Source organism: Agromyces sp. NPDC055661, from assembly GCF_053618135.1.
Genome location: NZ_JBSHHC010000002.1, coordinates 1,062,392 through 1,074,606, shown reverse-complemented (window position 1 = coordinate 1,074,606; position 12,215 = coordinate 1,062,392). Strand labels below are relative to the sequence as shown.

Below are 12,215 nucleotides of genomic sequence, written 5' to 3'. Positions count from 1 at the left end.
CGCCGCGGGAGTAGGCACTCCCGCGGCGGGCGTAACGTTGCGACGCCTGCGCGCTACTTGATGAGGCGGATCGCGAAGGGGTAGCGGTAGTGCTTGCCGTCCTTCGCCTGCAGGAAGGCGATGATCGAGAACACGACGCCCACGATCCACACGGCCCAGACGAGGATCGCGCCGATGAACACGATGACGAGGATCCACGAGATCAGGTAGCCGAAGATGAGCGTGATCTGGAAGTTCAGCGCCTCCTTCGCCTCGGTGTTCGTGAAGGAGCCGCGGTCCTTGAAGACCAGCCAGATGATGAGCGACGGCAGGATGCCGAGGACGCCGCCGAGGTGGGCGAACGAGCCCCACTGGACGTCCTGCTCGGGGGTGAGCGGCGCGGCGCCCGTCGGGGCCGAAGCGGGCTGCTGGGGCGGAGGCGGCGGGACGTTCGGATCAGGAGACTGCGCGTTGGGGTCCGTCATTGCGTGCCTTTCGGGGGTTCAGGGGTGAACCGCGGGCTGCGAGCAGGGAGGATCGCAGCCGGGGTGACTCGCGGAGTACCCATACGGTATCGCCGCGCCCGACGGTCGGCAACGGCCGGGTCGCAGCATGTCGCGATAGGATTGGCACTCAGGAAGAACGAGTGCTAAGCGGTGAGGGAAGCGAGGAACATGGTCTCCGAACGCGGTCTCGAGGTGCTCCGCGCCATCGTGCAGGACTACGTCGCGTCGCGCGAGCCGGTGGGTTCGAAGACCATCGTGGAGCGCCACGCGTTCGGCGTCTCCGCGGCGACGATCCGCAACGACATGGCCCTCCTCGAGGAGGAGGAGCTCATCGCGGCACCCCACACCTCGTCGGGTCGCATCCCGACCGACAAGGGCTACCGCGTCTTCGTCGACCAGCTCAGCGACGTGCGGCCGCTCACCCGGGCGCAGCGCCAGGCGATCGAGACCTTCCTCGGCGAGTCGAGCGACCTCGACGAGCTCCTCGCCCGCACCGTGCGGCTCATCGCGACGCTCACCAAGCAGCTCGCCGTCGTGCAGTACCCGAGCTTCGGCAGCGCCCGCGTGCGGCACGTCGAGCTCGTCTCGCTGGCGCCCGCACGCGTGCTGTGCATCCTCATCGCCGATTCCGGCCAGGTCGAGCAGCGGCTCGTCGAGCTCGAGCAGCCCGTCGACGAGGAGACCCTCGCGGGGTTGCGGGTGCGGCTCAACGAGATCGCCGGCGGGCGCACGATGGCGGATGCCGCGGTGGCGCTCTCGGGCGAGATCCCCGAGGCCGACCGGCGTCACGCGCTCGTGCTGCACACCCTCGCCGCGACCCTCGCCGAGCAGGCGCGGGTGCAGCGCAGCGACCGGCTCGTCGTCGCCGGCGCCGCCAACCTCGTGCGCACCGAGCAGGACTTCGCCGGGTCGATCCTCGACGTCATCGAGGCGATCGAGGAGCAGGTCGTGCTGCTGAAGCTCTTCGGCGAGATGTCGGGCGACGAGCACGCGGTCGCCGTGCGCATCGGCCGTGAGAACGCCTCGTTCGGCCTCGGCGAGACCTCCATCGTCTCCAGCGCGTTCGAGATCCCGGGCCGCGACGTGTCGCGCCTCGGCGTCGTGGGTCCGACGCGCATGGACTACACCACCAGCATGGCGGCCGTGCGAGCCGTCGCCCGCTACCTCTCCCGCACCCTCGGCGAGAGCTGACTCCCGCTGCCGACCCACCCGCTCGGCATCCGGCAATCGAAAGGACACGCCCTCCGTGGCAGACCACTACGAGGTCCTCGGCGTCTCACGCGACGCCACCCCCGACGAGATCAAGAAGGCCTACCGTCGACTCGCGCGCGAGCTCCACCCCGACGTCAATCCCGGCGCCGAGGCATCCGAGCGCTTCAAGCAGGTCACGCACGCCTACGACGTGCTCTCCGACCCGAAGCAGCGCCAGCAGTACGACCTGGGCGGCCGGGGCGGGTTCGGCGGCGACCAGGGCTTCGGCGGGTTCGGCGACATCTTCGAGACGTTCTTCGGGGCCGGGCAGCAGAGTCGCGGACCCCGGTCGCGGCGCGAACGCGGCCAGGACGCCCTCATCCGCGTCGAGGTCGGCCTCGACGAGGTGATCTTCGGCACGCACCGCGACATCGAGGTCGACACGGCCGTCACGTGCGAGACGTGCCACGGCTCGTGCTGCCAGCCCGGCACGGCCCCGGTCACGTGCGACATCTGCCACGGCACCGGCTCGATCCAGCGCTCGGTGCGCTCGCTGCTCGGCAACGTCATGACGTCGAGCCCCTGCGGCACCTGCCGCGGCTACGGCACGATCATCGCCACTCCGTGCGTCACGTGCCAGGGCCAGGGTCGTGTGCGCGCACGTCGCACGGTGCCCGTCGACATCCCCGCGGGCGTTGACACCGGCGTGCGGCTGCAGATGCCGGGCTCCGGCGAGGCCGGCCCCGCCGGCGGCCCCAACGGCGACCTCTACCTCGAGATCAAGGTGAAGAACCACGAGGTGTTCAGCCGCAACGGCGACGACCTGCTCTGCACGCTCGAGGTCGCGATGACCGATGCGATCCTCGGCACGACGACCTCGATCCCGGCGCTCGACGGCGACGTCGAGGTCGAGCTGCACCCGGGCCTCCAGAGCGGCGAGGTCATCACCGTGAAGGACCGCGGCGTCACGAAGCTCCGCGGCTCCGGCCGCGGCGACCTCCGCATCGGCGTGCAGGTGCACACGCCCACGAAGCTCTCGTCCAAGGAGCGCGACCTCATCCACTCGTTCGCCTCGTCGAAGAAGCCGCAGAAGCCCGAGCTCACGCACTTCCAGCAGGGGCTGTTCGCGCGCCTGCGCGACCGGTTCCTGGGCTGACGGATGCCGCGATGAGCCACCTCTACCTCGACGAGTCGCTCGACCTCGCCGCCGCCTCGCCCGGCTCTCTCGTGGAGCTCGCGGGCGACGAGGCGCGCCACGCGGTCACCGTCTCGCGCGTGCGGGCGGGGGAGCGCATCGCGATCGGCGACGGCCGCGGCACGCTCGTGCACGGCGTGGTCGCGTCGACCGGACCGCGCGAGCTCGCGCTCGAGGTCGACGAGGTGGTCGTCGAGCCGGCGGCCTCGCCTCGCCTCATCCTCGTGCAGGCCCTTGCGAAGGGCGACCGCGACGAGCTCGCCGTGCAGGCCGCGACCGAGCTCGGCGTCGACGCGATCGTGCCGTGGCAGGCCGCGCGCTCGGTGTCGCGCTGGGAGGGCCCGAAGGCCGAGAAGGGGCGCCAGCGCTGGGCGTCGATCGTGCGCGAGGCCGTGAAGCAGTCGATCCGCTCGTGGGTGCCCCCCGTCGCGCCGGTCACCGCGACCGCCGGCCTGGCCGCCCGGCTCGACGGCAGCCGGATGCTGCTGCTCGAGCCGACGGCGACGACCGCGATCACCGAGCTCGAGTCCGACGGCCGCGACCTCGCCCTCTTCGTCGGCCCCGAGGGCGGGATCGCGCCGGCCGAGCTGGAGCGCCTCGTGGCGGCCGGCGCCGAGCCCGTGCGGCTGGGGGCATCCGTGCTGCGCACCTCGACGGCGGGGCCCGCGGCGATCGCCGTGCTCAACGCACGCCTCGGGCGGTGGTGAGTCATCCGTCGCTACGATGGTGGGATGACCGAACACGCTGAGCCGACCGTCTTCGAGCGGATCGCCGCGCGTGAGATCCCCGCGCAGATCGTGGCCGAGACCGACCGCGTGATCGCGTTCCACGACATCGCGCCCGAGGCGCCCGTGCACGTCGTCGTGACCACGAAGGAGCAGGGCGGCTACCGCGACGTCGTCGAGCTCGCCGCGGGCGACCCGGCGCTGCTCGCCGAGCTCGTGGCAGTGGCCCGCGACGTCGCCGACGAGCTCTCCGACGGCGACTTCCGCCTCGTGTTCAACACGGGCGGCAACGCCGGGCAGACCGTCTTCCACGTGCACGCCCACGTCCTCGCGGGCGGCCTCGAGGAGGGATCGCTTGCCGGCTGACCTTGAAGGTCCCGACGCGGCTGCGCCGCAGCCCGTCCGCGACGACGAGGAACGTCTCCGCATCGACGGCATCGCGATGGTGCGGCTGCTCGGCCCGCAGGACCGGCTGCTCACGTCGATCCAGCGCGAGTATCCCGGCGTCGAGGTGCACGTGCGCGGCAACGAGATCGCCATCCGCGGGGACGCCGACCAGCGCACCCGTGTGCGCCGCCTGATCGAAGAACTCCTGGAGCTCGTGCGAGCCGGCCAGGATCCGACACCCACCGAAGTGAGGAGCTCGGCCCGAATGCTCGATGCCGATCCCAACTCCCGGCCGTCCGAGCTGCTCGGACAGGTCATCGTGTCCGCGCGCGGACGCACCATCCGGCCCAAGACCGAGGGCCAGCGCGAGTACGTCGACGCCATCGACGAGAACACCATCGTCTTCGGCATCGGGCCCGCCGGCACCGGCAAGACCTACCTCGCGATGGCGAAGGCCGTGCAGGCACTGCAGCGCAAGGAGGTCAGCCGCATCATCCTGACCCGTCCGGCCGTCGAGGCGGGGGAGCGGCTCGGCTTCCTGCCAGGCACGCTCACGGACAAGATCGACCCGTACCTGCGGCCGCTCTACGACGCGCTCAACGAGATGATGGACCCCGAGGTCGTGCCGAAGCTGCTCGCCTCGGGCACCGTCGAGGTCGCCCCGCTGGCCTACATGCGCGGCCGCACGCTCAACGACTCCTTCGTCGTGCTCGACGAGGCGCAGAACACCACGCCCGAGCAGATGAAGATGTTCCTCACCCGGCTCGGGTTCGGCTCGAAGATGGTCGTCACCGGCGACATCACGCAGATCGACCTTCCGGGCGGCGCCAGCGGCCTGCGACTCGTCACCCGCATCCTCGACCAGGTCGACGACATCCACTTCTCCCGGCTGACGAGCGACGACGTCGTGCGGCACAGCCTCGTCGGACGCATCGTCGACGCGTACACCGAGTTCGACCAGCGCCAGCAGGCGCAGCGGTTCGAGCGCGACCAGGCTCGCGAGTTCGCGAACCGGGCCGAGCGCCGGGGCAACGCGCCGCGCGACCACCTGCCGCGCAAGGGCAAGGCGTGAGCCGGAAGGGCGGGAGCACGTGAGCATCGAGGTCAACAACGAGTCCGCGATCGAGGTCGACGAGGCCGCGCTGCAGCGGCTCGCCGTCTACGCCCTCGACGCGATGCACGTGCACCCCGACGCCGAGCTCGCGATCGTGCTCGTCGACGAGGGCGCGATGGAGCAGCTCCACGTGCAGTGGATGGACGAGCCCGGGCCCACCGACGTGCTGAGCTTCCCGATGGACGAGCTCCGCCCGGGCACCGAGGACCAGCCCGCACCGCCCGGCCTGCTCGGCGACGTCGTGCTGTGCCCGCAGGTCGCCGAGACCCAGGCGAAGTCGGCGGGGCATCCCCTCATGGACGAGCTGTTGCTGCTCACGACGCACGGCATCCTGCACCTGCTCGGGTTCGACCACGCCGAGCCGGCGGAGGAGAAGGAGATGTTCGGCATCCAGCGCGACATCCTCGTGGGCTTCGCGATGCAGGAGCGACGCCGCTGACCATGCAGCCCTGGCTCTTCCTCGGCGTCGCGTTCGTGCTCGTCGCATTCGGCGGCCTCATGGCGGCGGTCGACTCCGCCCTCGCCGCTTCCAGCCGAGCGGATGTCACTGACCTCGCGCTCACCTCACGTGCCCGCCGCTCGCTCCTCGCGATCGCCGACGACACGGGCGCCCACGTCAACGCCGTCAACTTCGTGCGCATCATCGCGGAGACGACCGCCGCCGTGCTCGTCACGCTCGCGTTCACGTCGTTCCTCGACAACGTGTGGCTCGTGCTGCTCTACTCGGCGCTCATCATGACGGCCGTGTCGTTCGTGCTCGTGGGCGCGAGCCCGCGCAGCGTCGGACGGGCGCACGCGCCGATGGTGTTGCGGCTCACTGCGCCGGTCGTGCATTTCCTCCGCGTGCTCCTCGGTCCGCTGGCGAACGCGCTCGTCTCGCTCGGCAATCGCGTGACGCCGGGGCGCCTGCGGTTCGCGGGCGTGTCGAGCGAGGAGCAGCTGCTCAGCATGGTCGACGAGGCCGCGGAGCTCGAGGTGCTCGAGCCGAGCGACCGCGAGCTCATCCACTCGATCTTCGAGTTCAACGACACCGTGGTGCGCGAGGTCATGGTGGCCCGCACCGACATGGTCACCATCGATTCGACCGCGCACCTCCCGCAGGCGATGGCGCTGTTCCTCAAGGCCGGGTACTCGCGCATCCCGGTCATCGAGCGTGACGCCGACGACGTCACCGGCATCCTGTACCTGCGCGACCTCGCTCGGCTCGGATTCGAGCGCCCGCTCGATGCCGAGGGCCTCACGGTCGGCGAGCTCGTGCGGCCCGCGGTGTTCGTGCCCGACTCGATGAAGGCCGACGCGCTGCTGCGCAAGATGCAGGTCGAGGCCAACCACCTCGCGATGATCGTCGACGAGTACGGCGGCATCGCCGGCCTCGTGACCCTCGAAGACCTGATCGAGGAGCTCGTCGGCGACATCTCCGACGAGTACGACCGCGAGGCCGCTCAGGTCGAGGAGCTGGGCGACGGCCGCTACCGCGTGAACGCCCGCCTGCCGATCGACGAGCTCGGCGAGCTCTTCGGCCTCGACCTCGAGGACGAGGACGTCGACAGCGCCGGCGGCCTCCTCGCGAAGGAGCTCGGGCACCTCCCGCTGTCCGGCGAGCGCGTGACGGTCTCGGGGCTCATCCTCGAGGCCGAGCGCACCGAGGGCCGGCGCAAGCGCATCGCGACGATCCTCGTCGAGCGCGACCAAGCCCTCATCGACGCGCAGGCCGCGTTCGAGACCGGGGAGTTCGAGGGAAGGAGCCATCGTGGCTGAGTACCGTGCCGGATTCGTCTCGATCGTCGGGCGCCCGAACGTGGGCAAGTCGACGCTCACGAACGCGCTGGTCGGCGAGAAGGTGGCCATCACGAGCTCGAAGCCGCAGACGACCCGCCGGGCCATCCGCGGCATCGTCCACCGCCCGCACGGGCAGCTGATCCTCGTCGACACCCCGGGCCTGCACCGCCCGCGCACGCTCCTCGGCGAGCGCCTCAACTCGCTCGTGCAGTCGACGCTCGGCGACGTCGATGTCATCGCGTTCTGCGTCCCTGCGAACGAGCCCATCGGCCCCGGCGACCGCTTCATCAACGAGCAGCTCGACCAGTACCCGAACGCGAAGAAGGTGGCGATCGTCACGAAGACGGATGCCACGTCGAAGGCGAAGGTGGCCGAGCAGCTGCTCGCCGTGTCCGGGCTGCGCGAGTGGGCCGCCATCGTGCCGGTCTCGGCGCCCAAGGGCGAGCAGCTCGAGGTGCTCGTCGACGAGCTGCTCACCCTCATGCCCGAGTCGGAGCATCCGCTCTACCCGGCCGAGACCGTGACCGACGAGGACGTCACCGAGCGCATCGCCGAGTACGTGCGAGAGGCGGCGCTCGAGGGCGTGTCCGACGAGCTGCCGCACTCGATCGCGGTGACCGTCGACGACCTCATCGAGCGCGAGGACAAGGACCTCGTCGAGGTCTACGCGAACCTCTACGTCGAGCGCGACAGCCAGAAGGGCATCATCATCGGCAAGGGCGGATCCCGGCTGAAGGAGGTCGGCGCGACCGCGCGCACCCAGATCGAGCGGCTGCTCGGACGCAAGGTGTTCCTCGCGCTGCACGTGAAGGTCGCCAAGGACTGGCAGCGCGATCCCAAGCAGCTGGGGAAGCTCGGGTTCTGAGCCTCGCGACGCGCTCGGAGGCGCGTACGACTCGAGGATGATTCCGGCCGGAGCCGCCGATCCGTCCCGGGCGGACCGCGTACGGTGGTTCGGTGCACACCTCCCTGAGCCGCGGCAGGCTGACGACCGACATCGTCCTCGCCGTCGTGTTCGGGCTGTTCTGCCTCCCGTTCGCGCTCCTCGGCAACGCCGTCGACGTCATCGTCCTCATCGGCTTCGTCGGGGCGCTCGCGGTGCGTCGGCTCGCGCCGGGCTGGTCGCTCGGCATCGCCTGGGCCGCCGCGATCCTGCAGATGGTCGCGCTGCGCGACCTGCAGCTGTACGACGCGGCCGTGCTCGGCGTGCTCTACTCGACGGCCGCCCACGGCGGTCGCCCACGGCGGTCGCGTGGTGAAGTGGGCGGGCCTCGCGAGCGCGGGAGCCGGCGCGATCATCGCGACGGTGTACCTCGGCGTCGTGAAGCCCCTGCTCGGCGGTGCCGCGTTCATCGGCGGAACCGGCGACGCGTTCGGCGTGACCTTCATGATCGGCTTCCTCTTCGTCGCCTCGATCGCCGTGCTCGTGCTCGCCTGGACGGCCGGCCTCCTCGCCCGCTCGGTGCGCGACGCCCGCGAGGTGCGACGTCGTGAGGACCTCGCGAACCGCGAACGCGCACTCGTCGAGTACCGCTACGCGCTCGAGCAGGAGCGCAATCGCATCGCGCGCGACATGCACGACGTCGTCGCCCACTCGCTCGCGGTCGTCATCGCGCAGGCGGACGGAGCGCGCTTCGCGGCGCGTACCCGCCCCGAGGCGGCCGTCGGCGCGCTCGACACCATCGGGGGCGTCGCGCGCAGCGCGCTCGGCGACGTGCGCGTGCTCCTCGCCGAGCTCCGGCACGACGAGGCGGATGCCCCGCAGCCCGTGCTCGACGACCTCGACGGCCTGCTCGAACGCGTCCGCGACGCCGGGCTCGACGTGCGGTTCACCGAGACCGGGGAGCGACTCTCGCTCGGCACCGGCCACCAGATCGCGGTCTACCGCATCGCGCAGGAGGGCCTCACGAACGCGCTCCGGCACGGCGACGTCTCGGCCCCCGTCGACCTCGACCTGCGCTGGGACGAGGGCGGCGTCGACCTCGAGGTCGTCAACGCGATGCGAGCGGATGCCGCGACCGCCGCGGAATCGCACGGGATCCGGCACGGCATCCCGGGCATGCGCGAGCGCGCCCAGCTCGCCGGCGGCACCCTCACGGCCGACGCGGGTGCGGACGGGATGTTCCGGGTGCGCGCGCGCATCCCCGCCGTGGCGGGGAGGCCCGCGTGAGGGGCATCCGCGTCGCCCTCGTCGACGACCAGGCGCTGTTCCGCGCCGGCGTCCGCATGCTCGTGGAGTCGCAGCCCGACCTCGCGGTGGCCGGGGAGGCGGGCGACGGGGTCGCCGCGGTCGAGCTCGCCGCCCGCGCCCAGCCCGACGTGATGCTCATGGACGTCCGCATGCCGCTGCAGGACGGCATCGCCGCGACCGAGCGGATCCTCGCCGAGGCGGACCGCGACGGGCGCACGCCCCCGCGCATCCTCGTGCTCACGACCTTCGACCTCGACGAGAACGCCGCCCGGGCCATCCGGGCCGGCGCGAGCGGGTTCGTGCTCAAGGACGCCGACCCCGAGTTCCTGCTCGCCGCGATCCGCACCGTGCACCAGGGGAACCAGGTGATCGCGGCGAGCGCGACGCGCGAGCTGTTCGCGCACGTCGGGCGGGGGAGCGGACGGCGTCCGGCGCCCGCCGCGTGGACGGAGCTCACCCCGCGGGAGCGGGAGATCTTCGCGCTGGCGGCCCGTGGGCTCTCGAACGCCGAGATCGCGGCATCCGAGTACCTCTCCGAGGCGACCGTGAAGACGCACGTCAGCCGCATCCTCGCGAAGCTCGGCCTGCGCGACCGCGTGCAGCTCGTGGTGTTCGCGTACGAGCACGACCTCCCCGCCTGACCCGCCCCCCCTCGTTTCTCAGGAGATCTGCCCCCGCGGCCGCTGGATCCACGTCGGATCTCCTGAGAACGGCACCGATCGGCGGCGCCGGTCCTGAAAAACGCAACCGGGGTCATCCTGGAGGATGATGCGGGACCATCCGACCGCACGATGACCCTCCGGCACCTCCGTCCGTAGCGTCGGAGGCATGCAGATCCAACCCTCCGACCTCGGTCTCATCGCCCGCGTGACGGGCCTCGGCAAGCGCTACGGACACGGCGCCGGTACCGTCACCGCCCTCGACGACGTCTCACTCGGCCTCCGCCGCGGCGAGTTCACCGCGATCATGGGCCCGTCGGGCTCGGGCAAGTCCACGCTCATGCACATCATGGCGGGGCTCGACTCGCCGACCGCCGGCCGCGTCTGGCTCGGCGACACCGACATCACCGAGCTCTCCGACTCCGCGCTCACCGTGCTGCGCCGGCGCCGGATCGGGTTCGTGTTCCAGTCGTTCAACCTGGTGCCGACGCTCGACGTGCGCGGCAACGTGCTGCTGCCGTTCGAGCTCGACGGGCGCCGGCCGAGCCGCGACGAGCAGGCGTGGATCGACGAGCTCATCGACACGCTCGGGCTCGGCGCCCGCCTGCGGCACCGCCCGCACGAGCTCTCGGGCGGGCAGCAGCAGCGCGTCGCCATCGCGCGCGCCCTCGCGACGCGTCCCGACCTCGTCTTCGCCGACGAGCCGACGGGCAACCTCGACTCGCGAACGGGTCGCGAGGTGCTCGGCCTCCTCGCCACGGCGAGCGCGAGCTACGGGCAGTCGATCGCCATGGTCACGCACGACCCGGTGGCCGCCAGCCACGCGGACCGCATCCTGTTCCTCGCCGATGGGCGCATCGTGCGGGACACCGGGCGCTCGTCGGCCGAGGAGATCTCGGCGTTCATGCTGTCGATGGAGGTCGCGGCCTGATGCGCACGCGGATCAGGGACCAGTGGCCGACGCTGCTCGTGGCGGCCCTCGCGGGCACCTTCGGGGTGGCGCTGCTGCACGTGACCGGGCTGCTCGGCGCGGCGATCGCGGCCGACGAGGTCACCGGCGAGAGCGCGACCGTGACGCTCATGCTCGGCATCGTCGCGAGCGTGTTCATCGTGATCGCGGTCTACGTGAGCGCGATCGTGACGGCGAACACCGTCGCCACGGTCGTCGCCGGGCGCACGCGCCTCATCGCGCTCCTGCGCCTCATCGGCTCGAACGCTCGCTCGCAGCGCGCCCAGATCGCGAAGGAGGGCCTGCTCGTCGGTCTCGTCGGCGCCGTGATCGGGGTGGGCGCGGGAACGGGTGCCGCGATGCTGCTCGAGCAGGTCGCGGTGGCGACCGACCTCATGCCCGCGACGGACTACGACTACCTCAACCCGGCGGTCGCGCTTCCCGCCGTGGCCGTCGTGATCACGACGTGGCTCTCGGCGTGGGTGGGTTCGCGACGCGTCCTGCGCGTGCGCCCGATCCAAGCGATCGTGGACTCCCACGAGCAGGACCGGGAGGAGCTCGCCCGCCATCGGGTGCGCAACATCGCCGCGATCGTGCTCGTCGTGCTCGGCCTCGGGCTCCTCGTGGCCGGCATCCTGTGGGGCCTCACCGAGCCGTACGGCGTGCTCGTGGCCATGGTCGGCGGCATCCTCTCGTTCACCGGCATCGTGCTCGGCGCGCACGTCGTCATGCCGCCCGTGCTGCGGCTCGTCGGCCGCGCGTTCGGCACGTCGCCCTCGGCCCGCCTCGCGGCGGAGAACGCCGTGCGCCACCCCGAGCGCAGCTCGCGCATGACGATCGGCCTGGTCATCGGCGTGACGCTCGTCACGACGTTCGCGGTGACCATGGAGTCGTACCGCGAGCTGATCCGCGCCGCGCAGCGCGCCCAGCCCGAGGTGTACCGGGGCGTCGACCAGATGCTCGACGTGACGGTCGCGGTGTTCACGGTGCTCATCGGCTTCAGCGCGCTCATCGCCGCGATCGGCATGGTCAACACGCTATCGCTCAGCGTCATGCAGCGCACCCGCGAGCTCGGCCTGCTGCGCGCGCTCGGCTTCGAGCGACGCCAGCTGCGCTGGATGATCGTGGCCGAGAGCGCGGCCCTCACCCTCGCGGCCACGGTCACCGGCATCGTGCTCGGATTCGGCTACGGCTGGGCGGGGGCGCAGTCGCTGCTCGGCGGCGCGCAGGGCGAGGGGACCATCGTGCTCCCGGGCATCCCGTGGGCGATGTTCGGCGTGCTCCTCGTGGCCGCGGGCGTCCTCACGCTGGCAGCGTCGATCGCGCCGGCACGTCGCGCGATGCGGGTCGCGCCGGTCGTCGCGCTCGCGGTCGAGTAGGGACCGGGCCGACGACGTGAACGGGCGGATGCCGCGGCCCCCGCGGCATCCGCCCGTCTCGTCGTGGTTGCGCACGTGCGCGATGCAGGTGTTAGCCTGAGGTCGTGCTTCGCGGCCTGCTCCTCCTTAGCTGCCGCAGCGAGTCCTAGTTCACAGGCCTC

At 71.5% G+C, this 12,215-nt stretch carries 13 protein-coding genes and 1 pseudogene; 13 read left to right on the top strand and 1 reads right to left on the bottom strand.

From position 1 onward, the window contains the following. Window positions 1-53: 53 nt before the first annotated feature. Window positions 54-464, bottom strand: coding sequence for a DUF4870 domain-containing protein (locus ACWGO8_RS18555; protein ID WP_452044422.1), 411 nt, complete (start codon window positions 462-464; stop codon window positions 54-56). Window positions 465-653: 189 nt separating this feature from the next. Between ACWGO8_RS18555 and hrcA the strand changes: the two genes are divergently transcribed. The 13 genes and pseudogenes from hrcA (at window position 654) to ACWGO8_RS18490 (ending at window position 12,054) form a co-directional block, all read left to right on the top strand. Continuing rightward, on the top strand, window positions 654-1,676 hold the full coding sequence (gene hrcA / locus ACWGO8_RS18550; RefSeq protein ID WP_452044421.1) for a heat-inducible transcriptional repressor HrcA: 1,023 nt from the start codon (window positions 654-656) through the stop codon (window positions 1,674-1,676). Window positions 1,677-1,731: 55 nt separating this feature from the next. Then, complete coding sequence (dnaJ, locus tag ACWGO8_RS18545; RefSeq protein WP_452044420.1) at window positions 1,732-2,832, top strand: molecular chaperone DnaJ; 1,101 nt, start codon at window positions 1,732-1,734, stop codon at window positions 2,830-2,832. Window positions 2,833-2,843: 11 nt separating this feature from the next. Continuing rightward, window positions 2,844-3,578 carry a 16S rRNA (uracil(1498)-N(3))-methyltransferase gene (locus ACWGO8_RS18540; RefSeq protein ID WP_452044419.1) on the top strand — a complete coding sequence of 245 codons (735 nt, stop codon included), beginning with the start codon at window positions 2,844-2,846 and terminating at the stop codon, window positions 3,576-3,578. Window positions 3,579-3,602: 24 nt separating this feature from the next. Further along, window positions 3,603-3,962, top strand: a complete 360-nt coding sequence (locus tag ACWGO8_RS18535; RefSeq protein ID WP_452044418.1) for an HIT domain-containing protein — start codon at window positions 3,603-3,605, stop codon at window positions 3,960-3,962. Window positions 3,963-4,038: 76 nt separating this feature from the next. Then, entirely contained in the window at window positions 4,039-5,055 is a 1,017-nt protein-coding gene (locus ACWGO8_RS18530) for a PhoH family protein (protein WP_452044587.1), read from the top strand. 19 nt (window positions 5,056-5,074) lie between these two features. Then, entirely contained in the window at window positions 5,075-5,536 is a 462-nt protein-coding gene (ybeY, locus tag ACWGO8_RS18525; protein WP_148735122.1) for an rRNA maturation RNase YbeY, read from the top strand. A 2-nt stretch (window positions 5,537-5,538) separates the two neighbouring features. Next, window positions 5,539-6,855 carry a hemolysin family protein gene (locus ACWGO8_RS18520; RefSeq protein WP_452044417.1) on the top strand — a complete coding sequence of 439 codons (1,317 nt, stop codon included), beginning with the start codon at window positions 5,539-5,541 and terminating at the stop codon, window positions 6,853-6,855. Beyond that, window positions 6,848-7,741, top strand: coding sequence for a GTPase Era (gene era, locus ACWGO8_RS18515; RefSeq protein WP_452044416.1), 894 nt, complete (start codon window positions 6,848-6,850; stop codon window positions 7,739-7,741). The genes ACWGO8_RS18520 and era overlap by 8 nt, the downstream gene beginning before the upstream one ends. 92 nt (window positions 7,742-7,833) lie before the next feature. Continuing rightward, window positions 7,834-8,070 (top strand): annotated as a pseudogene (locus ACWGO8_RS18510) (DUF7134 domain-containing protein); the annotation flags it as partial. A gap of 58 nt (window positions 8,071-8,128) precedes the next feature. Then, a complete protein-coding gene (locus ACWGO8_RS18505; protein WP_452044415.1) occupies window positions 8,129-9,046 on the top strand; it encodes a sensor histidine kinase in 918 nt (305 codons plus the stop codon). Next, window positions 9,043-9,708, top strand: coding sequence for a response regulator (locus tag ACWGO8_RS18500; RefSeq protein WP_452044414.1), 666 nt, complete (start codon window positions 9,043-9,045; stop codon window positions 9,706-9,708). The genes ACWGO8_RS18505 and ACWGO8_RS18500 overlap by 4 nt, the downstream gene beginning before the upstream one ends. 187 nt (window positions 9,709-9,895) lie before the next feature. Beyond that, window positions 9,896-10,657 (top strand): ABC transporter ATP-binding protein, encoded by a 762-nt coding sequence (locus ACWGO8_RS18495; protein WP_452044413.1) that lies wholly within the window; start codon window positions 9,896-9,898, stop codon window positions 10,655-10,657. Further along, on the top strand, window positions 10,657-12,054 hold the full coding sequence (locus tag ACWGO8_RS18490; protein WP_452044412.1) for an FtsX-like permease family protein: 1,398 nt from the start codon (window positions 10,657-10,659) through the stop codon (window positions 12,052-12,054). Before ACWGO8_RS18495 ends, ACWGO8_RS18490 begins: the two co-directional genes overlap by 1 nt. The last annotated feature ends 161 nt before the right edge of the window (window positions 12,055-12,215 follow it).